This is a genomic window from Neotamlana sedimentorum, assembly GCF_000943565.1.
GTDB classification, from domain to species: domain Bacteria; phylum Bacteroidota; class Bacteroidia; order Flavobacteriales; family Flavobacteriaceae; genus Neotamlana; species Neotamlana sedimentorum.
This window is the reverse complement of the sequence record NZ_JTDW01000005.1, coordinates 338197-361395: the sequence shown is the minus strand read 5'-3', so window position 1 is coordinate 361395 and position 23199 is coordinate 338197. Positions and strand designations below refer to the sequence as shown.

The following is a 23199-nucleotide window of genomic DNA, read 5'->3' as shown; positions in this document are numbered from 1 at the left end:
GATTTATAATCTTTAATTAGCACTATTAGCTTTTTTGTAAAGAATTGTTGCGTATAGATTTCGGTGTTTTTTCATTGTTATGAGTGAACAATTTGGTATAATTTAGCACATCATCTACACCTTCAAAATCGCAGAGTAGTTTAATAACTTCACATAGTCCAATAAATAGAGTGTCTTTATCAGTTGCATTTTCTGGTTTTAAGCTTTTGTGATTGAAAGGAAGTTGATAACCGCATGCTTTTAAAAACGTTGTCTCAATTTTTAATATTTGCTCTGGAGAGTAACCATTAAAACGTTTGCCCATAAGTTGGTTTACGCGGCCAATATAATTAAGGTTTATAGAACCATGTACATCAGAAAAATGCTTCCAATTGTCTGTATTATCTAGAATATTACCTACAGCACATTGTTTACAACATTCTGGGTTTAGTGAATTAGAGTTGAAGGCAATGTAAAGTTTTTGTACGGCATTTTCTAAACGAGAAACATTTTGCATGATTTACTTTTTAACTAAGATACCAAATAAATTATTTTGATAAATAAAATTATTGTCTAAAATTTTTATTTCATAAAATAATTTAGGTTGAGGTATTATTTAGTTTTTTCTTAAAAATAAAAATTGAAATAGCTAGAAATAAAATAACTAGAAAGGTAATACCAATTAATGAGTTATATGATGTGTTAAACGTAATGGGAGATGTATTACCAATTAAAACTAAACCCGACCAATATGATGGCGCTAACAAGCGCCCTTGATTGTTTTTTAAAAAATTGAGTTTAGCTTGTTGTAAAGCTTCATGTTTTGGTAAGCCATTTTTTAAATTATTGTAAAACGATTTTAAAATTTCGGAACTGGTTTTTTCGTCTATTTTCCATAAACTAGTTAAAATACTTTCGCTTCCGGCATAATTAAAGGCATGTGCTATTGAAATCATACCTTCTCCAGCTTGATAAGTTGGTTTTCCTGTTTCGCAAGCAGTTAAAATAGCTAAATTTGAATTGAAGTTCTGATTGTAAATTTCGAACGTATATAACGAGTTATCGTTGCTTTCTCTTTTTTTAGCAAAAATAAGTCTTGAAAATTCTGGTGAAATATTATTTGATTCGGCATGTGTACCAATGTGTATTATTTTATGTTCTTTGGCTTTGTTAGTAAAAATTTGTTTTGATGCCTTTTCATTTATAAAACACTCTCCATCAAATAAATTAGAATATTGTTTTGCTATATCTACACTAAAGGGTTGTGGTATTAGAGTTAAGTAAGTTTTGTCGATTGTTGTAGAGTCGTTTATTGCTAATTGGTATTCTGTTTTCATAGCATCATTAAACTCTGGAGCAAAAGCTATAAAATCGTTTTTATAATCTACTATCTTTTCTTGGGGGTTTATTAAAAGCAGACTGTAGTTGTAAGAAATAGTATGTTTTGAAAGCAAACTTGATACAGCAAGTTCGTTAAAGGAGGTAATTTTTTTTGATGTTAAAGTTTCAAAACTTAAATTAAACAATTCGCCATCTGGTATTATAATAACATTTTTTGTTTTTACTTTATCTTGAATAGGTAGCCAAAGCTCATTATACAAATTATAAAGACTTGCGCTAGTGCTTTCAATATTAAAACTACTAGATACCTGATTTATATTAGCACTTAAATTTGTCGTGTTTAATTTTACAATGTTTATTCCTAAATTATTTAATATTAGTATATACAAATCAGAATCAATAAATAAATATCGTAATATAGTTGTGTTTTTTGGTATGTTTTTTAAGGCGTTATCTAACGATTTTGTAATAGTTGCATATTTTAGATTGAAGTATTTCGGGTGATCTTGTTTTAAAGAACTTAAAAATTGAACCCATTCTTTTTCACTATTATAATAATTTGAAATATCCTTATTTGAATTTAAGGCTTTTGCCATGTTTTTTTGCAAAATATCTTCACGCTGTAACACCGATTTAGGCATATTGGCAACAACTGAATTGGTTTTAAAATTTAATCTTGATCGAATACGATTGTATATACTCGATTCATGTAATTCTAATAATTTGTTTAAATAGGTGTTATGCTTAGTCAGCTGAAATAAATCTAATTGAATTTGTTTGTTAAATGAAGCTATTGAGGCATAGTCATTTAACAATTCAGAAATATCTTTTTGATTATAAAGTGCTTTTTTACGCCATTCTAAAATGGCTTGGGCTTTTTTTAAAGTTATAGCTAAAGTGTCTAAAAACGGTTTTGTTTTGTTTTGTTTAAGATTATATTTTGCCTTACTAGATAGTAATAAAAGGCTTGGATTGTTAAAATCTAATTTTAAGGAATCTATTGCTGTATTTGCTGTTTTATATTGTTCACGTAAAATAGTTTCTCCTTTATTACTCCACTTCAAAGCGTTGCTGAAGTCGCCAACTAAATAGTTAATTTCTGCTAGATTAATTATTTCGTTTAATAACAAAAGGTCATTAGTGTTATTTTGTTTTTGTATATATTGGTAGGTTTGGTTGGCGATTGTGATGGCTTTTGCTTGTTTATTATGTTTTGCTAGAAATTTGGCATAGTCGTGCAATAACGTAATATAATCTCTGCTAAGCTCTTTAGGATAAGCTTTTTTATAGATAGACTCGCTCTCCTTGAAATATTTAAATGCATTTATCGTATCGTTTTTTTCGGCATAAGCTTTAGCGTGTAAATATAAATTATCGGCTTCCAACGGTAAATATGGGTTTGTTGATGCTCGTAGCATTGCTAAACCTTTTTTTAAGGTATTTAAACTATTATCGAATTCTTTTAAATTAATTTCGGCTAATGCAATTTGATTTAAGTTTGAAGCCAAGCGTGGGTTGTTAGCATCGAATACTTCCTGTTTTTGCATAAAAGCATATTTAAGTAAATAAAGAGATTTACTATAAAAACCAATGTCGTTGTACATGCCAGCCAAATTAGCATATGCAGATGCTTGTAATTGCTTTGATTTTAAAATCAAGGATTTATCGGGACATTCGTTTATTATATGCTGAAGGTTTTTAATAATAAATTCCTTCGTTTTAATAGCGTCGCTAACTTGCCCAGAATCATCATAAACTAAAGCTAAATTAAATTTAAAAGCGTTAACGTAGTAATCTCGTTTAAAGGATTCTAATTTACTTTTATTCACGGCCTTTATAGCTTTATTAAAATAAATTTCGGCACTATCTAATTGGCGCATGGTCCACATAGAAACAGCAACACCGTTATAAGCATCGGCTAATACGTCTTTTCCTATCGATTTAGATTTTTCATATAATTGCGATGCGTTTTTAAAATAAATAGAGGCTTGTTCAATATCGTAAATCGCATAATAGCAACCACCAATTATGTAGTTTATTAATCCTATTTCTCGAGGTTTTATATCGGGTAATTGTTCGGCAATTACTAAGGCTTTTTTTGCTGCAATAATAGCATTTTTATCATCGATTAAATCGACATAAAAATCAGATAATCTTACATACGATTTATAAAGAGTTCTGTTATTTGTTGTTTGTTTTTTTAAATATAAAATAATGCCAGCTGCTTTATTACTAGCTTTAACGGTATCGTTATGTTTTAATAATTCTAACTTGCCAATGTAATAGGGTAAGTGATAGAGCGAATCGGTATCCTTGTTGTTTATAATATTTTTTAGTAATAAATTGGCTTGTTTAGTTTGTTTTGCGGTAATTAAAGAATCTAATAAATTAAACTTTAATTCATTTTTATTTTGAGCCTTAGAAGTTGTTATGTAACATATAACGAGGCTTAAAAAAGCAAATTTAAAGTTTAGTTGAATCTTCATTTTAATCAGAGAGCTTTAAAATCAATTCTTTACTTAAATCATTATTACTTTTACTTAAAAATTGTTTTGCAAGTTCTGTGTTACCTTCTTTTAAATAAGCCAATCCTAAGTAGTAATTGGCATCATTAATTAAAGGAAAATCTTTTTTACTTTGAACAGTACGTTCTAAAAACGGAATAGCAGAATCAACATTTTTATTCGCCAAATGTGCAACTCCAATAAAATAATTTAAGGTATCATTTTCGGGGGTTTTAGCGACCAGAGCATTCCAAGATTGAATTGCTGATTTGTACTCACCGTGCTTATATTTTACCATAGCACTGTAAAATTCGAAATTATTGGTGCTACTCATGGTTGTTGGTAAACCTGGGTCGTTTTTGTAATATTTTGCATATAGTTTTTCGTTTTGCGGAATGCTAAAGTACCAAATACTACCAAGGCCAATAATAAAAGCTGCAGCTATGGCAATGCGCTTAAAGTTTAAAAATATTAAATTACTTTTTTGCGCCACATTAGGTTGGTTTTTAGTAGCTTCATGAAAGTCGTCTAGTTTTTCTTTTAAAGCTTGAGTTTCAATACCGTGAATATAGGTTTTTACCTCTTCAACTTTTTGTTTAAAATCGGTATCTAGTTCAATAAGCTGGTTAATATCTTGTAATTCTTTTAGCGTCATATTACCTTTAATATAACGTTCTATTATTTCGAATAATTCTTTCGATATGTATTCTTTATCTTCCAATGCGTTCTTTTTTTGGAGCTATAACCATGTTTCTTAATTTCTGCATACAGCGATATTTTTTGTTTCTTGCTGTGTTCTCTTCAATTTTAAAGCTTTGTGCAATGTCTTTTAACGATTTCTTTTCAAAATAGAAATCACTTAATAATTGTTTACAGGGCTGATCTAGATTTTTAAAGGCAGCCATCGCTGCTTTTAGTTTTAACTCTTGCTCGTTCGTAGTACTTTCTTTATTATCCTTTATTTCAGTCAAGGTCGTTTCATTTAATACATTAGAGTTCTTATATGCTTTCGACCGTAAAATATCGGTCCATTTATTTTTTGCAATACTGTATAAATAGCCTTGTAAGGCCGTATCGTTTTTTGGAACAAACTTGTCATTTTTTACATGTGTCCAAACAGTAATAAAAGCATCTTGATACACATCTTTGGCTTGTTCTGTAGAACCACTGTTTTTTAAAACTAATGCTTCAACTTTTTTATAATGTAACGTGTAAAACTGCTTTAAAATATACGAATTGTTCATTTTTAAAGCATCTATAAGTTCGGTTTGACTTAATGCGTGTATAGATTTCCTCATGATAATAGCTAAGGAAATATACAACTAAATCGATTTACAACAAATACATTACTATTAAATGATTTATAATTTCGTTTATCTACTTTTTTTTTATTTAAATGGTTTATTGTACTCTTGGATCGTCCGGATCACTATCAAATATATCGGGTGTGCCATCGTTATCTCTATCGGACAGAGGACTTCCTCCAGTAGGATATAATTGAAAGTGCAATGGTAAAAATATATCCATAACTAGATTGTCGTACTCTGAAATAGGGCCAGCTGCAACAACATGAGAAACGTTAACTGTAAATAAGCTTTCTAAATACACAGCTGCAATTAAAACTAATGCCCGCGTATTATTGAATTCAATCATTCGCGCTTTTACTATACGTACTACGCCGTTTTCGTTAAAAATATTAGGAGTTGCTTCGCAAAGTATTTTGTAATTACCGTTAAATCCAAAAGCGTTAGTAACGTTGTTAACCTCAATATTTAAAATATTAGTTTCACTAAAATTAGCGGGATAGGTCGACGATGGTACATAACGCCATACCGCTGCACCATCATTTCTAATAACGTTTACTCCAAACGGGTTGCTATTAGGGTTTGTGTAATCTATTGCCGTATATCCTTGTGGAGGCGTTAATATTAACGGTGCGAATGCACCATTGCTATTAGAATATGAAAAAGAGGCTTGAGGGTTTTTTAATACTGGTATTTCCGATAATGGAATTGGTGTGCCCTTACCGTATTCCCAATAAACGGATGTAGCCCCTATTGGTAATTCTGGGCAATTATCAAGCGAAGAGAATTCATTTAAATTATTATTGTTTTCTTGGTCATTTGTACTGCAGTTTAAAGTGACGATTAAGAGGCACATAAAACTACATACTTTTAAATATTTCATAATTTTCCTTGTGTTAATTTTAGAATCATCGAAACATTTTTAAAATGTCATCATAATCATCAAAAAATTTATTTTTACTTTTGCTTTATGAAAAAGCCTCTTACGGAACAAGAATTGCATAATTTAGCAATGAATCATGTTGGTAAAGACTTAGAACGACGTGGTTTTGAGTTTGTAGCTGTAAACAGCAAATTAAAAAAACACCCACAGTTTGTTTGTATTGATAAAAACAGTCAATATTATTTTGTGATTGTTAGGGCAGTTATTTTGCCTGAAAACCCTAATAATTATGATGTAGTTTGGATGGAGACTTTTAAAAAACATGCGAGACAAAATAATGCTAAAGTATTATATGCAGGAGTTGGTTTGGGTAGTAAAGACGATACCCAAACACCTATTTATTTACATGAAGAATATTTGTTGCAGTATAATGGCATTCAAGTTTTAGACACGAATTTAAATTAAATGGAAAGAGTCTTTTTTATTATAGTCTGTTTGACGGTTTTTAGTTGTAATAATGAGAAAACAAAGAATTTAAAGCTTCATGGGGCTGTATTTGGTACTACTTATTCGGTTATATATGATTCCGAAATTAATTTTTCAGCCGATTTAGATAGTTTGTTTGCTCAAATAAATAATTCACTTTCTAATTATCAAGATAGTTCTATAATTTCGAAAATAAATAGGGGAGAATCGGTTGCTACTGATGCTCATTTTGATAAGGTTTTTAAAATATCAAAAGAAATTTTTTATAATACAGAGGGGGCTTTCGATCCCACTATTGGAGCAGTTGTTAATGCCTGGAATTTTGGGTCTGAGCACACAATAATTAGCGTAGATAGTTTAATTATTGATAGTTTAATGCAATCGGTCGGGTTTGATAAAATTTTTAAAATTAACAACAAAATTACGAAGCCTAAAGATGCATTTATAGATTTTAATGCTATAGCTAAAGGTTATGGTGTTGATGTTGTTGGTGAATTTTTAGAATCGAAACAAATTAAAAACTATTTGGTTGAAATTGGTGGCGAAGTGCGAGTTCAAGGTAAAAACGCCGAGAAAAATGCGCCATGGCGTATTGGCGTTGAAAACCCTAATTTTACTGGGGAACAATCCATTTTAAAAGCGGTAAAATTACATAATAAAGTTATGGCTACATCTGGAACTTATCGCAAATTTAAAATAGATAAAAATGGAAACCGATATGCTCATATAATTGATACAAAAACAGGTTACCCAAGCAAAACAAATTTATTAAGTGTTTCTGTAATTGCAGATGAATGTATGGTTGCCGATGCATATGCTACAGCATTTCAAGCCATGGGTGTAGAAAAAACAAAACTATTTTTAGAAAACCATCCTGAACTTAAAGTGTTTCTAATTTTTGAAAATGAAAATAAAGCGTTTGAAACGTTAGCCATTAATGGTTTTCCTGAATAAGTTAAAGGGCATTAATTATTATGTTTGCCCAACCAATTACAAAAAGTAAACCGCCAATTGGAGTAATAGGTCCTAACACTTTTAGTTTCTTTCCTTTTGCGTCACTTATTACTAAGCCGTAAATACTAAATGAAAATAAAAGTATTCCAATGGTAAAACACCAATACATTGTAGAAGTAGAAAATGTATAGTTAAATCCTAAAAGAAGTAAAACTATAGCATGATACATTTGATATTTTACACCGGTTTCAAAACTTTTTAATTGTTCTACAGATAGTAACTTTTTTAATGCATGGGCGCCAAAGGCTCCTAAAATTATGGCTAACATACCCAAAAAGGCACCAGTTATTATAAATGTTTGTTGCGTCATTTTAATTAGTTTTTCTAACCAAAGGAATTATTTCGCCTTTTGCTAAACGATATTTATCTATGTTTTCTTCAGTTAGTTTAGCTGTATAATCTACTTCTTCAACTGTAAAACCAATACTTCTAAGTTTGTCAAAGTAATCTTTACCATAAACCCTAACATGGTCGTATTGTCCAAATATTTTAGCACGTTCGGCTTTATCGGTTATAGTATCATCTTCAAAAGTAACGTCTCGGTTTAAATCTTGCGGTATTTGAAAAATGCCCCAACCACCGGTTTTCATGACGCGATAAAGTTCTTGCATGGCCTTTGTATCGTCTGGAATATGTTCTAAAACATGATTACAGAAAATAATATCGTAACTATTATCTTTAAAAGGTAAATCGCAAATGTCTGCTTTTACATCGGCTATAGGTGAAAGTAAATCTGTTGTGGTGTAATCTATATTTTTTAAAGCTTTAAAACGTTTTAAAAAGCATTGTTCTGGTGCAAAATGAAGGACTTTAAATTTATTAGAAAAAAACGAGGTTTCATTTTTTAAAAACAACCATAACAATCTATGTCTTTCTAAAGATAGGGTAGAGGGCGATAAAATATTTTCGCGCTGTTTTACATAACCGTAAGATAAAAATGCTTTGAAACTTTTACCATCAATAGGATCGGTATATCTATCTCCTTTTAATAATAAAGCTAAAAAAGGTTTTGCTAAATAGCTTAACCTAATTAATAAAGGCCTTGGAATTAGGTTTAATATGAGCTTAAAAAGAGATTTCAAAGGTAAATTATTATACTAAAATAGATTTATTAGCCTCTATTAAGTTGGCAATATTATCCCAAAGGGCAATACGGTGCTTAATGGCTTCAAGAGCTATTTCTTTAGCTTCATCCCATTTTGTTTGGTCATTTCCACAAAGTTCTTCTATCATTTTTAATGATAAAGGCCCGTGTTCATCACCATCTAATTCAATATGTCGTTCTAAGTAATAGGTTAATTTGCTATAGGATTTGTCTTTAGTTTTTGATTTGTTTATAATTTGAAAAAACATATCAGGAATTAAATCTTCCCGCCCAAAAGTAAAAGCAGAAGCAATTAGGTGTGCTTTTTCTGAAGCAATAACATTAAATGTAAATTCAACGAACTTTATAATTTCTAAGTTAACTTTAGTTTGTTTTGACGCTTCTTTTATAGTTATACCATTGTGAATATTTTTTACAAAAGCTTCAATTTGATTTGTATTTGCTCCAATTTGAGTCATGGCATCCAAGTACATTTCGTAATGGCTTTTAGGTTCACCAAGCTCGTTTACATCGGTTTCTTCGCCCAAAACAATTTCGTTTATAAACCGTGCTGTTGATGGCGTTTTAACAGGTGTCCATGGCAATGTTGTGCATGTTAATTTGTTTTGCAGGGCTTTTAATAAAGACATAAAATCCCAAACCGCAAAAACATGGTGTTCCATGAAGATTTTAACATCATCAATGGTTTGTAAATTTTTATAAAGTTTATGATTGTTTAATTTTGATAATAAAGGTTCTAGTTCTTTTTGTATATCTTGAATGTAATTCATTTTATAAAACTAAGGCTTCTTGTCTAAACTCGTTTTCTTCGTCATTTTTTATTCCTAATGCGTCATAAATGTATGCGAAAGTCGAAAGTAACTCCGGTTTACCATCAACTAAGGCAACATCGTGCTCAAAATGTGCGCTTGGTTTATTGTCTCTGGTTGTAATAGTCCAACCATCACTGTGTTGTTTTATGCGATGCGTTCCTAAATTAATCATAGGTTCTATTGCAACTACCATACCCTCAACAAATTTTTTGCCTCTGCCACGTTTACCGTAATTCGGCATTTCAGGATCTTCATGCATTTTCTTGCCTAAACCGTGACCCACAAGCTCACGAACTACACCATAGCCATGATCTTCACAATATTTCTGAATAGCAAACCCAACATCCCCTACACGGTTATTTACTTTAAATTCGCGAATACCAACATAAAGAGACTCTTTGGTTACTTGTAAAAGTTTTTTGGTTTCGGCATCAATTTCACCTACAGCAAATGTATAAGCGTGGTCACCGTAAAATTCATTTTTTAATGCACCGCAATCTATAGATATAATATCACCTTCTTCTAAAGGCTTATCGTTAGGTATGCCATGAACCACTTGTTGGTTAGGGCTCATGCATAAAGTGTTTGGAAAATCGTAGAGTCCTAAAAAACCAGGAATAGCACCATGATCGCGTATATGCTCTTCTGCAATTTTATCTAATTGTAGGGTAGTAACCCCAGGTTTTATTTCTTTTGCCAAAACGCCTAAAGTTTTAGAAACTATTAGGGCGCTTTCTCTCATTAATTCAATCTCTTCTTTTGTTTTTACTACTATCATGGTTTTAAAAATAAAAGGCAAAGATACAATATTGTAACGATTAGGCTATTTAAATAAACCTAAAAAGCCTTTTTTCTTTTCAGGAATATTGGGTGTTTCGTTAGTAATAATTTGATAAATTTTACCCCAACCTATAAAACCGCCAATGTTTCTATCATCAATAAAAACATCGGCGTTTATTTTTCTACTAGCATCATTGCTAAATTTTTCTTCAGGAAAACTATTGTTAATGGCATAGAAGAAAATACCATGATCTTCACAAAACTTTACAGCTTCATTAAGTCGTTCACCATGTCTGTAAGTCCATAAAATAAGACGATGTCCTTTACTTTGAAGCTTTTTTAAGGTTTCAAATGCAAAAATTTTAGGTTTCCCAATTTTTGGAAAGGCATCTTCTACAATGGTACCGTCAAAATCGACAGCTATAATTAATTGTTTATTCAAATTCATTGTAATAGACTTAGGTTATGGTTTACTGTAATGGTAATTATACAAGCGGGTGCTGTGTCATGGCCTCTGGTTGTGGTACACCTATTAACTTTAAAATAGTTGGAGCTACATCACCTAAAATACCATCTTTTATTTCTTTAATGTCTTTATCTACTAAAATAATTGGAACTGGATTTGTTGTATGTGCAGTATTGGGTGATCCATCTGGGTTTATCATGGTTTCACAGTTACCGTGGTCTGCAATTACAATAGTAGTGTAATCGTTTTCTAAAGCGGTTGTAATAACTTCTTTTACACATTCATCTACAGCTTCACAAGCTTTTATGGCAGCTTCCATAACTCCTGTATGGCCTACCATATCGCCATTTGCAAAGTTTAAACAAACAAAGTCGGTTTCGCCTTTTTGTAATTCTGGTATTAAGGCATCTTTTAATTCAAAAGCACTCATTTCAGGTTTTAAATCGTAAGTTGCTACCTTTGGCGAGTTGCGTAAAATTCGGGATTCACCTTCAAATTCTGCTTCTTGACCTCCAGAAAAGAAAAAGGTTACGTGAGGATATTTTTCGGTTTCAGCAATACGAATTTGTTTCTTTCCGTTTTTAGAAAGTACTTCACCTAAAGTCTCTTTTAAATTTTCTTTATTGAAAATTACATTTACATTTTTATATGTATCATCGTAATTTGTGAGTGTTACATAATGTAAATCGAGTTTATGCATGTTTTGTTCATGAAAATCTGTTTGGGATAAGGCTTCAGTTAATTCACGACCACGATCGGTTCTAAAGTTGAAGAATATAACCACATCGCCATCTTTTATTTTGGCAACAGGCTCATTATTATCATCAACCATAATTATAGGTTTTATAAATTCATCCGTTACATCATCATCGTATTGTTTTTGAATCGAATTGGTCACGTTTGAAGATTTTTCACCAATACCCTTTACAACGGCGTCGTAAGCTAACTTAACACGTTCCCAACGCTTATCACGATCCATGGCATAATAGCGACCAGTTACAGAAGCTATTCTCGCTTTACCTTTTTCTAAATATTCTTCTAGTTCGGTTAAAAAACCGTACCCGGATTTTGGATCAACATCGCGACCATCTGTAAAGGCATGAACATATGTGTTTTCTAAACCAAAATCGTCTGCAGCATCTAATAAACCAAATAAATGATTTATGTGTGAGTGCACACCACCGTCGCTTAACAATCCTAAAAAGTGCACATCTTTATTATTAGCTTTAGAATAATTAAAGGCATCAACCAAAACCTGTTCGTTGTTAAGTGTTTTATTTTTAACGGCTAAGTTAACTTTTACTAAATCTTGATATACAATTCGTCCTGCTCCTAAATTCATGTGTCCAACTTCACTGTTTCCCATTTGGCCTTCAGGTAAACCTACGTGTAAACCATCGGTGCGAAGTGTCGCGTATGGGTAATTATTATAAAGCGAGTCTATAAATGGTGTGTTGGCATGGTCTATAGCAGAAACTTTTGGATCTGGAGAATTTCCCCAGCCATCAAGTATCATTAAGATAACTTTCTTGTTCATTTTTAATAAAATTTAATTTAAAACAAATATAACTAAGTTTCGTAAAAAACACTTATAAAAGTCTTATAAATACTAAGGTTTGGGGGTGTTTTGGTGTTAGTGTAACTGCTTGTAAATGTGTGAAATAAATGTTAAAATATGGATTTTTAATAAGTTTTATGTAACAATAAAATAAAAGAGGCGTCTATTAAGTAAATCAAAAAACAATCATAAATCATTAAATCTTTCATCATGAAAAAAACAATCATTATTTCCGCAATCGCATTAAGTTTAGGTGTAACCAGTGTTAATGCAAACTCAATTTCAAACGATTTTAACGTAGTTAACTACGAGTATTTTTTTAAAGTGAACTCGTTTTGTGTTTCTATCGCACATGGCGATTTAGAAACGGTACAAAAGTTAATAGCACGTGGTGCAGATGTTAATCAAAGATCTAACGGAATGACACCCGCAATGTATGCTGCGAAGTTTAATCGTACTGATATTTTAAAGTTGTTAATAACGCATGGCGCCGATTTAAAATCGAAGTGTTCTGGTAAAAAAATGACAGCTTTACAGTATGCCAAATTACATGGCGCAAAAGACACTGCTGTAATTATAAAAGAGGCATTATCGAAAAAGAAAAAATAATTGTATTCATTTTATAATTATTTGAGCTAGTCACTCATAAAAAAAGCCTTGTTTTTACAAGGCTTTTATTTTTATAGACTTTTATATTTTTGAATAGATTCTTGTATTTTTTCAATACGATTATCGGGATCGGGATGTGTACTTTGAAACTCTGGTACCCGATTAGGTCCGGCGGCCGCTTTTAATATTTGCATAACGCCAATCATTTCTTCTGGATTGTAGCCTGCGCGTATCATAAATTTTACACCCAAATCGTCGCTTTCTAGTTCGTCGTCGCGCCCGTTGGTTAATAAGGTGTTTTGTCCTATACCGCTTATAACGCCACCCATATCTGCACCAACCGATCCTGCTGTTGTTAAGCCTTGCCAATATTCGCTTTCTGCAATACGCTCAGCGCTATGTCGACCTAAAACGTGTCCAATTTCATGGCCTAAAACTCCTGCAAGTTGGTCTTCGTTTTCAAGTTTTGCAAATAATGCGTAGGTAATAAAAATTTGTCCGCCAGGTAAGGCAAATGCATTTATAGTGTTGGGATCGCTAAGTAAATGAAATTCGTATTGGTATGGTGTTTCGCTAGCAATACTGCTGTTTACTAATTTGTTTCCAACATTGTCAACTAAAGCTTGGTATTGTGCATTCTCGTGTAAACCACCGTGTTGCTGCGCCATTTGCGGTGCGCTTTGTAAACCAATGGCAATTTCCTCGTTCGGATTCATTGATATGGTTTGAGTTCTTCCCGTATACGGATTTACTTCTTGTTGGCTACAGCGTTTAAAAACAAAAAATAGGGCAATGGCAACACCTATTAGTAACCTTACTTTTAAATTTCTTCCTCTCATTTTAGGTATAATAGTTGATTTAAAAATACATAATTTTGGCTTACACAATATTAGACTCTAGTTTTTTGATTAAGTCACTAATTTAAAACCTTGAACATGGCATAATGCGTGCCAATGCCTTCTATATTAAAAGGTTCTCCAAAAATAGAATAGTCGTTTTTTACATAGAATTTGGTCGCTACTTCGCGAGCATTACACCAAACGATTTTTATGCCTAAAGATTTAATATGGTTTTCGGCGAAATTTAAAACAAGTTTGCCCAATCCTTTACCTTGTTGGTAGTTTAAAATAGCCATACCACGTAATTGATATTGCGTATTATAATCGAGGTTTTTATGATTATTTTTGAAGAATGAGCAAATGCCTAAAAGTTCGTTGTTTAGAAAAACACCAAAATGAAATGTGCTTTCTAAAGTGTCGCCATCAAAAATACATGTTTCAAAAGGTCGTCCTGGTCTTAAAACGGGGTGCCTAACCTTATAACTTTCTTCTGGAGAAATTAATTTTAAAGTATAATTTGAAGTTTTTATTTTAAAGCGTTTAAAAATTAATAATTCAAACTTAAAATATTTTAAGTAATTATTACCTTAAGGCCAAAAAAAATATGGCGATTGAATTTAAAATTTTAAATACATCTCGAATTGAAGACATTGTACCACTGGTAGAAAAACTGAATAATTATAAAATACCAGCCCATGTTTTAAAAGATCGTGTTTTAAATATGGTGGGGCAAAATTACGAGTGTGCAGTTATTTTTGATGCCGATAAATTAATTGGCATTTGTGGTTTGTGGTTTTGTACACGCCATTATGCAGGAAAAAGCGTGGAGGTAGATCATGTTTTTATTGATGAAGCTTACCGTAGCCAAGGTTTAGGAAAACAATTTTTTAATTGGATTTATAATTATGTTAAAAGCAAAGGCTGCGAAACCGTTGAATTAAACACATACTCAACCAATTACGCATCGCATAAGTTTTATTATAATGAAGGCTTTAAAATATTAGGGTATCATTTTTTAAAAAAGTTGTAAAAATTTTGCAGAACTACTAGGAGTTTTTATATTTGCAGCCACTTATTAAGGCGGGAGTAGCTCAGTTGGTAGAGCGTCAGCCTTCCAAGCTGAATGTCGCCGGTTCGAACCCGGTCTCCCGCTCAAGAAACTCTGTTGGAAACAATGGAGTTTTTTTATGCCTTATAGTTTCAAGTAGCTAGGGTTTTAGGGTGAGAAGTTTATCCTGAGCGCAAAGAATATTAATTTTTTTAGCCTGTATTTTACAAAACGTGAATACTGCGTGAGGGATAGCAGTGGAAAGCCCACAGCGAGGTACGAGCGCGGACTTGTAACGTATAGCCCGACCCCGAAGCTTCGGGGGGCACGCCCAAATTATTTTAAGTCGCTTAAATTGGTTTCGGGTGTAACTTCGTAAGCAACTTTTTTATATTCAAAAATTCTTGCCGAAAGACTTCCTTTTAATATTATGGTTTTTCCTGTTACTTCTAGCCAACTACCTTCACGCAGCCCAATTACTGGTGGTGTGTTATAATAATGAAATTCGTTAATGCGCGTTTCGCGAGTTTCTCCCATGTGTTTACTGTTTTTATCTGGGTCGAGATAATGCGGATTAATATTGAAGGGAACTAAAGCCAGTGCGTTAAAATTTGGAGGGTAAACTATAGGCATATCGTTTGTGGTTTTAATGGTGAGTCCACAAATATTACTGCCTGCACTGGTGCCTAAATATGGCGTGCCGTTTGTAATAGCATTTTGCATTGGGGTTATTAATTGGTTTATATACAATTGGTTGGTTAAAACAAAGGTGTTGCCGCCACCAACAAATATGGCTTCAGCTTTTGTTACGGCTTCAATTGGGTTTTTAAAGGTGTGAATTCCAACTACTTTTTTGTTTATTTTTTTAAAGGCTTTTTGGACAATTTCGGTGTATTGTTCGTGCGAAATGCCGCTTGGTCGCGCATATGGCACAAATAAAATAGTATTTGCGTTTTTAAAATGTGTAGCTAGAGTTGGTAAAATATATTCTAAATAACCACTGCCATGAATGGTTGAGGTGCTAGCAATAATTAAGTTTTTCATAGGTTGTTAATTTTGAAGGATAAACATAAGTAAATATATGTTTTAACAAAACATTACAGGGCTTTTACCTTTTTTTTAAGATAAAAAATGCGTAATTTATCGTAGAAAACTTTTTAACGTGAAATCAAAATTACTTTTAGTTATAACATTTATTTTTCCAGTTATAATGTTTGCACAATCGGTTAAGCGCATTACAGTTACTGGTGTTATTCTGTCGGAGGCAAACGATGTTGAGGCCGTTACTATTTTTAATAAATCGGCAGGAGAAGGTACCATTACCGACGAATTTGGTGTGTTTACAATTAATGTAGCGCTGCGAGATGTTATCGAAATTTCGGCATTGCAATTTCAAACAGCTTCGGTTATTGTTGATGAAGATGTTATAAAGAACAAGACTCTAAAAATTCAATTAATTGAGCAAGTAAACCAGTTAAATGCAGTAACACTTAACTCAGGGCTTTCTGGTAGTTTAATTCGAGATATTGCAGAGGTTAAGACCATTACTCTAAAACCATTAGATGTTGGTAACATGGATGCTTTAGCAATGAGTGAAGATAAAACTATTGATAACCGAGTTATTGAAGACCATTTAACGGCTACCATAAACCCTAACGCATTAAATTATTTACCAGATTTGGTTAAAATAATTGGCCTATTTGTAAAGCCTAAGTCCAAAACAAGTAAAACCGACTCGGAGCAACTAGAAAACTATAAGACAAAAGATGTGCTTGATGTTTATACCGTAGATTATTTAAACCAAACCTTTAACATTCCCGAAAACAAAGTGCATGATTTTATAAATTACTTAGAAACTAAAAATTTAAATGAAATACTCTTAAAGCCTGAAAACGAAATACATTTGTTAGAGTTTTTATTTACAGAAAGTAAACTTTTTTTAACCGAGTATGGTAAAGATTAAGTTTGGGCTATTTTTGTTTGTACTATTTAGTTTTCAACTTATTAATGCACAAACTATAGAGATTTTAGGACGGGTAGAAAGCACTAATAATGTAGAGAATATTCATGTTATTAATAAAAGTTTAAACCAATTTACTATTACAAATGTAGTAGGTGAGTTTAAAGTCTTGGTTAGGCTTAACGATACCCTGCAATTTTCGTCTATTCAACACAAACCTAAAAGTATTATAATTACTCCCAATATTATAAATTTAAAAGCTTTAAAAGTTTATTTAGAAGAACAAGTTAACGAGCTAGACGAAGTTATGGTGGGTAGTATTTTAACAGGCGATTTACTTTCAGATGTGCAAAATGTAAATGGAAAACCACCCATTAATTTTTACGATGTTGGTATTCCTGGATACACAGGAAAACCAGCAACGCAAAGTGAACGCCGATTAAGCGAGGCTTCAAATTTTAGTCCATCTGTTAACGGAAATTCTATGGGCGGCGGCGGATCAGTTTCTATATTGCCAATTATAAACGCTATTACAGGACGTACTAAAATGCTTAAGAAGCGTGTTAAAATAGAAGAGAAAGAGGAGGTGATGCTGAAAGTAAAAGGCCGTTTAGCAAAAGATTTTTTTATATCGAATCCTTTGAATTCTAGTTTGCAAGCAGATTTCTTTTATTTCTGTGCAGACGATGAAAATTTTATAAAGTACTGTAAAAATAAGTCAGATTTCGAAGTGTTAATATTTTTAAGACATAAGTACAAACAATACCTAAAAAACCTTTGTGAAGTTGAAAAATAATAATTTTATGGAATGCTTTTTGACTTTAATTGATATAAATTAGCCGCAAATTTTATTTATGAGAATTAATAAAGTACTTATTTTACTGTGTGTTATACCTCTTTTTGCTTTTACAGGATTGCATAAATATTATTTAAGTGTAACTCAAATAGATTATGTAAAGACTCAAGAATCTTTGCAAATAACCACTCGAATTTTTGTTGATGATTTGGAGCAAGCTTTACGGAGAAATTTCAACGATACTATTACTTTAACAGGATTAAATCAACCTGAAGAAAGCGATATTTATATTAAAAAATACGTAAAACAGAAATTTACTTTAAATATTAACAATCAGCCAACTAATTTTAGTTTTATAGGAAAAGAATATGATGGAGATATTGTACGTTGCTATTTAGAAGTTGAAAATGTGAAAACCATAAAAACTATAGAAATTAGCAATGCTATTTTGTTTGATATTTACAAAGAGCAGCAAAATATTGTAAAAACCAAAATAAATGGTAAACAAAAAAGTAAAGTACTATCTATTTCCAATAAGAGTTTGGTGTTAAATTTTAATTAAAAAGCGGCCTAAACAATGAAAATTTATTAATTTCAGTCGCTTTTAGTTACAATAAATTAACTTATTTTAGCCGAAATTAAAAAATCAATAAAACTCAAAAAACTAACAATGAAAAAACTCGCTTATTTAATGTTTTCATTTGTTGTTGTGTCGTCTAGTTTATTTGCACAAGAACAAGCGAAGCCACAAGGTCATACCGACCAAAACAAATTCCGACAGTTAAAAGATGTATTAGCAACACCTAACGAATCTAGAAATGCTTCTGGAGCACCAGGTTATGCTTATACGCAACAACAAGTGGATTATGTGATGGATATTCGTTTAGATGAAAACAACGATAAGATTTTTGGTGAAGAAAAAATTACCTATCACAACAATTCTAAAGATCATTTAGAGTATTTATGGTTACAATTAGACCAAAATATGAGAGCTAAAGATTCTAAAACTCCAGATGCAAAATCAGAGAATTTTAATGCTACTTTTAACGGTCCGAAAACTTTTATAAAATCTAATTTAAAAGATAGATTCGATGGTGGTTTTAATATAGAATATGTTAAAAATGAAAATGGCTCCGACTTATCTCATACTATTAATCGTACTATGATGCGCATAAACTTGCCAAAACCATTAGCACCAGGTGAGATTTTTAAATTTAATATTAAATGGTGGTATAATATTAACGATATTAATGTTGAAGGTGGACGTTCTGGTTTAGAAACCTTTCCTGATGGTAATAAAAACTACACCATTGCACAGTTTTTTCCTCGTTTATGTGTTTATGATAATGTTGAAGGTTGGCAAAATATGCAGTTTTGGGGGCGTAGCGAATTTGCTTTAGAGTTTGGACATTACGATGTGAAAATTACAGCCCCAGCAGATCATATTTTAGAAGCCACCGGAGATTTACAAAATCCAAAAGATATTTATACTAAAGACCAATTACAACGCTTTGCTAAAGCGAGAAAATCTTATACGGATCCTGTTTTTATTGTTTCACAGGAGGAAGCCGAGATAAATGAAAAGGGTAGAAGTACAAAAACTAAAACATGGCATTTTATAGCAAACAATGTAAGAGATTATGCATTTGCATCGTCTAGAAAGTATATTTACGATGCCATGGCCGTTAAAATAAACGGTAAAAATATTATGGCTATTTCTTTATATCCAAAAGAAGGAAACCCGCTTTGGGAAGAGCATTCAACACGAGTAGTTGCCAACACTTTAGAAGAATACTCGAAATACACTTTTGATTACCCGTACAGTAAAGCTATTTCTGTACATTCAGAAAGACAAGGCATGGAATATCCAATGATTTGTTTTAACTATGGTCGCCCTAACCCAGATGGAACCTATTCAGAACGATTAAAGCGTGGGATGATTGGTGTAATTACCCACGAAGTAGGGCATAACTTTTTCCCTATGATTGTAAATAGTGATGAGCGCCAATGGACCTGGATGGACGAAGGAATAAATTCATTTGTAGAAACTTTGGCAGAGTTAGATTATGATCCTAATTATATTACTGGTAATTTACCTAAAGATATTGTTCCTTACATGGGTGGTGATCAAAATTATTTATCTCCAATTATGTCTCAAGGCGATTATGTTCATCAATTTGGTCCCAATGCTTACACTAAACCAGCTGCAGGTTTATACATGTTACGCCAAACTATTATGGGACCAGAATTGTTTGATTATGCTTTTAGAACATATTCACAACGTTGGATGTTTAAACACCCAACACCAGCTGATTTTTTTAGAACCATGGAAGATGCCTCTGGAATGGATTTAGATTGGTTTTGGAGAGGGTGGTTTTACACTACAGATTATACAGATATAGGTGTTAAAAATGTTAAAGAGTACTATTTAACAGATAAACCTACCGAACAGGCTAAAGCTCAGGCAGCCCTTTATAATATGAATCTTGATGATTATAAAGACAAATTAATTTATTTTGCGGAAGGTGTAAATCCTGAAGAAGCAAAAGATCCATCAGATTTTACATTTTTAAACGAACACCTTGCAAGTCTTTCCGATGATGAAAGAGCAAAGTTAATAGAAGCACCAAAACATTTTTACGAAGTTACATTTGAAAAACCAGGAGGCTTAGTAATGCCTATAATTTTAGAAATAACTTATGAAGATGGCACTAAAGAACGCAAAACTTTTCCGGCTCAAATATGGAGATACAACGATAAAGAAGTTAGTAAAGTTTTTAAAACCCAAAAAGCCATTACTAGCTTTGTGGTAGATCCAGACTTAGAAACAGCCGATGTAGATACATCAAATAACACTTGGCCAAGAGATCAACAAAATAGTTTTGATAAGTTTAAAGAACAAGTTAAAAACTAAAACTGTTTAAATAATTTTAAAAAGCCGATTAATTTATAATCGGCTTTTTTTATTCTATCGAAAACAACACTTATATTTGTAGCGTGATACAGCAATCTACATTATTATTTATCAGTGGCCCAGAAATAGCATTTATACTATTTATTGCTATTATGGTTTTTGGTGCAGATAAATTACCTGAAATAGCCCGAGGTTTAGGTAAAGGTATGCGTACTTTAAAAGATGCTACCAACGACATTAAGCACGAAATTACTAAAACTGCCCAAAATAACGGTATTGACTCTAATGTAACTTCTGATATAAAAAAGGAATTAGAGCAGGTAAAAGAAGATCTTGAGGATTTTACTGGCTCGGTAAAACGGAAAATTTAGTAGTTTATCTGTTTGTCGAGATGTAGTTCATCTATTAAACAAAGATTCTTTACGCTTTACCTAGTTAATTGAAGTGATTTTTCTTAAAAAATTAACTTTAACGTACCAAATCATCAAATTAACCTACAACTATGAAAGCTACTTTAATGTACTGTTTTCTATTCTTTTCTATACTAACTTTTGGAAAAGAGGATAGAGAAATTATCAAGAATATTGATAATATTAATTCTACTGCGACTCAATATCTGGAAAATAAAAACATTGTTAAAGCATTTAAAGAGTTTGTTTTAGCTAAAAAATTATCAGACTCGATACATGATTATTACGGTAGTGCTTTAGCAAGTTATAACATAGGTAACATTTATAATGTTATGGAAAATTATACTTCAGCTAAGGTGTATTATAAATTTACTTTGGAGTCGTTGGTTAATATAGATGATAATTATTTATTAGCAAGTACTTATTTAAATTTAGCTAGAATATATGCTAAAGAAATTAATTATCCTCAAGCCAATTTCTGTTTTTCTAAGGCATTGGAATATGCTAAAAACTACAATATTTTAAGTGAACAAGAAAGCAAAAAAACAGAGCAGGTGTATTTTGAAGCTCGATTAAATTTATGTGAGTTACATATTTCGAAGGGTGATTTAGAAGACGCTTTAATTAGTTTATTAAAGATTAAAGCGAATTTAGAAGCAAAAAAAGTAAATAAGTATTATTTAGGATATTACAATTATGTGCTCGGTATTTACTATTCTAAAAAGGAGTTGTTTAATAGTGCCACAGAAAATTTCAGAAAAGCGATTCCGTATTTTGAAAATAATATACAAAACTTACCTTTATTAAGTAATGCTTACATGAAATTGTCAATGTCTTTGGCAAAATCTGGTAAAAGTACAGAAGCTTATTTAGCCCTTTTAGAGCATAATAAATATAAAGAAGTACTAGATAACAAAAATAAAAATCACCAAGATTTACTCACTAAATCAAAATTTTTAATAGAAGACTATAAAACTAATGCCGATAAGGCTAATGCTGAAAAATTACAGCAAATACAAGTAGCCAATAATTTTAAGAAAATTAACATTGCCATAATAATTACCTTAGTTCTACTACTAATTTCTATAGTAATTATTTATAGTAATTATGTGTCTAAACGCAAATTAAGTAATACGCTTGAAGCTAAGAATAGCGAACTGAAAATAGCAAAAGATAAAGCTATAAAGACTGCCGAACTTAAAAGTAAATTTATATCGAATGTGTCTCATGAGTTAAGAACACCACTTTATGGTGTGGTGGGCATAACCTCTTTACTTTTAGAAAAAAATGATTTAAATGATGCCGATAAAAAATACTTAAACTCCTTAAAATATTCGGGTGATTATTTGTTAAACCTTATAAATGATATTTTGCAAGTAAGTAAAATGGAGGCCCAAAAAGTTGAAATTAAAAATGTTTCTGTAAACTTAATAGAAATGCTAAATAATCTTGTTAATACATTTAATTATAGGTTAGAAGAAACTAATAATCAATTGGCACTAAATATTGATAAATCTATTCCAGAATACATTAAATGCGATAAGGTTAGGCTCTCTCAAATATTAATAAACTTAATAGGGAATAGCATAAAGTTTACAACCAATGGTGAGATAAAACTGAATGTGGTTCTTTTAAGTAAAAATAATGATAAAGTAGGTTTACGATTTGAGGTTGTTGATAATGGCATTGGTATACCAAAAGAAAAATTTAACACTATTTTTGAAAACTTCTCACAAATTGAAGAAAGCAATTTAAACTATCAAGGTACTGGTTTAGGTCTTTCTATTACTAAAAACTTAGTAAATCTGTTTGGAGGCGATATTAAATTAGAAAGTGAAGTTAATGTTGGTACAAATATTAGTTTTGAACTTAATTTTGATCTAGACAATTTGAAGGTAATACAAAAACCAGAAGCTAAATTGATTAAGGATAACGTTGTAAATAGTGAAAATGGAATTAAAATTTTAGTTGCAGAAGACAATAAGATTAATCAAGTAGTAACTAAAAGTTTATTAACGAAGCAAGGTTATTTTTGTAATATTGTTGATAATGGCCAGAAAGCCCTTGAAGAAATACGAAATAATCATTACGATTTAGTATTAATGGATATTAATATGCCAATTATGAATGGTAATGAGGCTACAAAAGCGATAAGACGTTTTAATTCTAACATTCCAATTATTGCACTTACAGCTGCCGATATTGAAGATATAAGCAAAAATTGTAAAGAAATTGGGTTTAACGACTACATTATTAAACCATTCGATAACTATGAGTTTTTCCAAGTAATTTCAGAAAACTTACAAAAATCAACGGTTACAAATATTAAACCAGTTGAAACTCAAAATATCCCTAACTTACGAGTTGTAAAAGCCTCCTAAGTCAGGCAAA

General features: G+C 31.5%; 24 protein-coding genes and 1 tRNA gene. 11 read left to right on the top strand and 14 right to left on the bottom strand.

Going from position 1 to position 23199, the window contains the following annotated elements; genetic code table 11:
* Positions 1–25 precede the first annotated feature (25 nt).
* The 5 genes from PW52_RS08860 to PW52_RS08840 all read right to left on the bottom strand — a co-directional run bounded on the left by PW52_RS08860 (position 26) and on the right by PW52_RS08840 (position 6011).
* On the bottom strand, positions 26–496 hold the full coding sequence (locus PW52_RS08860; RefSeq protein ID WP_044632563.1) for a hypothetical protein: 471 nt from the start codon (positions 494–496) through the stop codon (positions 26–28).
* An 82-nt stretch (positions 497–578) separates the two neighbouring features.
* Positions 579–3806: a CHAT domain-containing protein gene (locus PW52_RS08855; protein ID WP_052823440.1), complete on the bottom strand. Its 3228-nt coding sequence runs from the start codon at positions 3804–3806 to the stop codon at positions 579–581.
* A gap of 1 nt (position 3807) precedes the next feature.
* Positions 3808–4545, bottom strand: a complete 738-nt coding sequence (locus PW52_RS08850; protein WP_044632562.1) for a tetratricopeptide repeat protein — start codon at positions 4543–4545, stop codon at positions 3808–3810.
* Positions 4535–5122, bottom strand: a complete 588-nt coding sequence (locus PW52_RS08845) for an RNA polymerase sigma factor (RefSeq protein WP_044632561.1) — start codon at positions 5120–5122, stop codon at positions 4535–4537. Before PW52_RS08845 ends, PW52_RS08850 begins: the two co-directional genes overlap by 11 nt.
* A 103-nt stretch (positions 5123–5225) precedes the next feature.
* Entirely contained in the window at positions 5226–6011 is a 786-nt protein-coding gene (locus PW52_RS08840) for a hypothetical protein (RefSeq protein WP_165586769.1), read from the bottom strand.
* An 87-nt stretch (positions 6012–6098) separates the two neighbouring features.
* On the opposite strand from PW52_RS08840, the gene PW52_RS08835 reads away from it, so the two are divergent.
* Positions 6099–6476, top strand: a complete 378-nt coding sequence (locus PW52_RS08835) for a hypothetical protein (RefSeq protein ID WP_044632559.1) — start codon at positions 6099–6101, stop codon at positions 6474–6476.
* Positions 6477–7451: an FAD:protein FMN transferase gene (locus PW52_RS08830; RefSeq protein WP_044632558.1), complete on the top strand. Its 975-nt coding sequence runs from the start codon at positions 6477–6479 to the stop codon at positions 7449–7451.
* Between the two features lies 1 nt (position 7452).
* Here PW52_RS08830 and PW52_RS08825 read toward each other — a convergent pair whose 3' ends face one another.
* The 6 genes from PW52_RS08825 to gpmI are packed head-to-tail and all read right to left on the bottom strand — an operon-like array spanning position 7453 to position 12211.
* Positions 7453–7821, bottom strand: coding sequence for a DUF423 domain-containing protein (locus PW52_RS08825; RefSeq protein ID WP_044632557.1), 369 nt, complete (start codon positions 7819–7821; stop codon positions 7453–7455).
* A 1-nt stretch (position 7822) separates the two neighbouring features.
* Entirely contained in the window at positions 7823–8593 is a 771-nt protein-coding gene (locus PW52_RS08820; RefSeq protein WP_044632556.1) for a class I SAM-dependent methyltransferase, read from the bottom strand.
* Between the two features lie 10 nt (positions 8594–8603).
* Positions 8604–9386 (bottom strand): DUF3050 domain-containing protein, encoded by a 783-nt coding sequence (locus PW52_RS08815; protein WP_044632555.1) that lies wholly within the window; start codon positions 9384–9386, stop codon positions 8604–8606.
* Position 9387: 1 nt separating this feature from the next.
* On the bottom strand, positions 9388–10206 hold the full coding sequence (gene map / locus PW52_RS08810) for a type I methionyl aminopeptidase (protein ID WP_044632554.1): 819 nt from the start codon (positions 10204–10206) through the stop codon (positions 9388–9390).
* Between the two features lie 45 nt (positions 10207–10251).
* Complete coding sequence (locus PW52_RS08805; RefSeq protein ID WP_044632553.1) at positions 10252–10656, bottom strand: BT0820 family HAD-type phosphatase; 405 nt, start codon at positions 10654–10656, stop codon at positions 10252–10254.
* Positions 10657–10693: 37 nt separating this feature from the next.
* The gene (gene gpmI / locus PW52_RS08800; RefSeq protein WP_044632552.1) at positions 10694–12211 is read right to left on the bottom strand and encodes a 2,3-bisphosphoglycerate-independent phosphoglycerate mutase; all 1518 of its coding nucleotides are present in this window, start codon (positions 12209–12211) and stop codon (positions 10694–10696) included.
* Positions 12212–12442: 231 nt separating this feature from the next.
* On the opposite strand from gpmI, the gene PW52_RS08795 reads away from it, so the two are divergent.
* Positions 12443–12841: an ankyrin repeat domain-containing protein gene (locus PW52_RS08795; protein ID WP_044632551.1), complete on the top strand. Its 399-nt coding sequence runs from the start codon at positions 12443–12445 to the stop codon at positions 12839–12841.
* Positions 12842–12912: 71 nt separating this feature from the next.
* Here the strand turns inward: PW52_RS08795 and PW52_RS08790 are convergent, their stop codons facing one another.
* Both PW52_RS08790 and PW52_RS17710 read right to left on the bottom strand, forming a co-directional pair.
* A complete protein-coding gene (locus tag PW52_RS08790; RefSeq protein ID WP_044632550.1) occupies positions 12913–13680 on the bottom strand; it encodes a M48 family metalloprotease in 768 nt (255 codons plus the stop codon).
* Positions 13681–13757: 77 nt separating this feature from the next.
* Positions 13758–14111, bottom strand: coding sequence for a GNAT family N-acetyltransferase (locus PW52_RS17710; protein WP_262509262.1), 354 nt, complete (start codon positions 14109–14111; stop codon positions 13758–13760).
* Positions 14112–14284: 173 nt separating this feature from the next.
* Between PW52_RS17710 and PW52_RS08780 the strand changes: the two genes are divergently transcribed.
* A complete protein-coding gene (locus PW52_RS08780) occupies positions 14285–14710 on the top strand; it encodes a GNAT family N-acetyltransferase (RefSeq protein WP_044632548.1) in 426 nt (141 codons plus the stop codon).
* 50 nt (positions 14711–14760) lie between these two features.
* Positions 14761–14833: transfer RNA gene (locus PW52_RS08775), tRNA-Gly, on the top strand.
* Between the two features lie 231 nt (positions 14834–15064).
* Here the strand turns inward: PW52_RS08775 and pepE are convergent.
* Positions 15065–15772 (bottom strand): dipeptidase PepE, encoded by a 708-nt coding sequence (gene pepE / locus PW52_RS08770; RefSeq protein WP_044632547.1) that lies wholly within the window; start codon positions 15770–15772, stop codon positions 15065–15067.
* Between the two features lie 118 nt (positions 15773–15890).
* Between pepE and PW52_RS17135 the strand changes: the two genes are divergently transcribed.
* The 6 genes from PW52_RS17135 to PW52_RS08740 all read left to right on the top strand — a co-directional run bounded on the left by PW52_RS17135 (position 15891) and on the right by PW52_RS08740 (position 23189).
* Complete coding sequence (locus PW52_RS17135) at positions 15891–16691, top strand: hypothetical protein (protein ID WP_052823438.1); 801 nt, start codon at positions 15891–15893, stop codon at positions 16689–16691.
* Positions 16678–17484, top strand: a complete 807-nt coding sequence (locus tag PW52_RS08760; RefSeq protein ID WP_044632546.1) for a peptidase associated/transthyretin-like domain-containing protein — start codon at positions 16678–16680, stop codon at positions 17482–17484. Before PW52_RS17135 ends, PW52_RS08760 begins: the two co-directional genes overlap by 14 nt.
* 58 nt (positions 17485–17542) lie before the next feature.
* A complete protein-coding gene (locus PW52_RS08755; protein ID WP_044632545.1) occupies positions 17543–18046 on the top strand; it encodes a DUF6702 family protein in 504 nt (167 codons plus the stop codon).
* 108 nt (positions 18047–18154) lie between these two features.
* Complete coding sequence (locus tag PW52_RS08750) at positions 18155–20398, top strand: M1 family metallopeptidase (protein ID WP_044632544.1); 2244 nt, start codon at positions 18155–18157, stop codon at positions 20396–20398.
* An 83-nt stretch (positions 20399–20481) separates the two neighbouring features.
* Positions 20482–20769: a Sec-independent protein translocase subunit TatA/TatB gene (locus PW52_RS08745; protein ID WP_044632543.1), complete on the top strand. Its 288-nt coding sequence runs from the start codon at positions 20482–20484 to the stop codon at positions 20767–20769.
* Positions 20770–20900: 131 nt separating this feature from the next.
* Complete coding sequence (locus PW52_RS08740) at positions 20901–23189, top strand: tetratricopeptide repeat-containing hybrid sensor histidine kinase/response regulator (RefSeq protein ID WP_052823437.1); 2289 nt, start codon at positions 20901–20903, stop codon at positions 23187–23189.
* The last annotated feature ends 10 nt before the right edge of the window (positions 23190–23199 follow it).

Excerpts from the sequence above, each read along its gene's own strand:
- PW52_RS08860 (WP_044632563.1), bottom strand. The coding sequence starts at position 496 with ATGCAAAATGTTTCTCGTTTAGAAAATGCCGTACAAAAACTTTACATT.
- PW52_RS08855 (WP_052823440.1), bottom strand. The coding sequence starts at position 3,806 with ATGAAGATTCAACTAAACTTTAAATTTGCTTTTTTAAGCCTCGTTATA.
- PW52_RS08845 (WP_044632561.1), bottom strand. The coding sequence starts at position 5,122 with ATGAGGAAATCTATACACGCATTAAGTCAAACCGAACTTATAGATGCT.
- PW52_RS08840 (WP_165586769.1), bottom strand. The coding sequence starts at position 6,011 with ATGAAATATTTAAAAGTATGTAGTTTTATGTGCCTCTTAATCGTCACT.
- PW52_RS08835 (WP_044632559.1), top strand. The coding sequence starts at position 6,099 with ATGAAAAAGCCTCTTACGGAACAAGAATTGCATAATTTAGCAATGAAT.
- PW52_RS08830 (WP_044632558.1), top strand. The coding sequence starts at position 6,477 with ATGGAAAGAGTCTTTTTTATTATAGTCTGTTTGACGGTTTTTAGTTGT.
- PW52_RS08825 (WP_044632557.1), bottom strand. The coding sequence starts at position 7,821 with ATGACGCAACAAACATTTATAATAACTGGTGCCTTTTTGGGTATGTTA.
- PW52_RS08815 (WP_044632555.1), bottom strand. The coding sequence starts at position 9,386 with ATGAATTACATTCAAGATATACAAAAAGAACTAGAACCTTTATTATCA.
- map (WP_044632554.1), bottom strand. The coding sequence starts at position 10,206 with ATGATAGTAGTAAAAACAAAAGAAGAGATTGAATTAATGAGAGAAAGC.
- PW52_RS08805 (WP_044632553.1), bottom strand. The coding sequence starts at position 10,656 with ATGAATTTGAATAAACAATTAATTATAGCTGTCGATTTTGACGGTACC.
- gpmI (WP_044632552.1), bottom strand. The coding sequence starts at position 12,211 with ATGAACAAGAAAGTTATCTTAATGATACTTGATGGCTGGGGAAATTCT.
- PW52_RS08795 (WP_044632551.1), top strand. The coding sequence starts at position 12,443 with ATGAAAAAAACAATCATTATTTCCGCAATCGCATTAAGTTTAGGTGTA.
- PW52_RS08790 (WP_044632550.1), bottom strand. The coding sequence starts at position 13,680 with ATGAGAGGAAGAAATTTAAAAGTAAGGTTACTAATAGGTGTTGCCATT.
- PW52_RS08780 (WP_044632548.1), top strand. The coding sequence starts at position 14,285 with ATGGCGATTGAATTTAAAATTTTAAATACATCTCGAATTGAAGACATT.
- pepE (WP_044632547.1), bottom strand. The coding sequence starts at position 15,772 with ATGAAAAACTTAATTATTGCTAGCACCTCAACCATTCATGGCAGTGGT.
- PW52_RS08760 (WP_044632546.1), top strand. The coding sequence starts at position 16,678 with ATGGTAAAGATTAAGTTTGGGCTATTTTTGTTTGTACTATTTAGTTTT.
- PW52_RS08755 (WP_044632545.1), top strand. The coding sequence starts at position 17,543 with ATGAGAATTAATAAAGTACTTATTTTACTGTGTGTTATACCTCTTTTT.
- PW52_RS08750 (WP_044632544.1), top strand. The coding sequence starts at position 18,155 with ATGAAAAAACTCGCTTATTTAATGTTTTCATTTGTTGTTGTGTCGTCT.
- PW52_RS08740 (WP_052823437.1), top strand. The coding sequence starts at position 20,901 with ATGAAAGCTACTTTAATGTACTGTTTTCTATTCTTTTCTATACTAACT.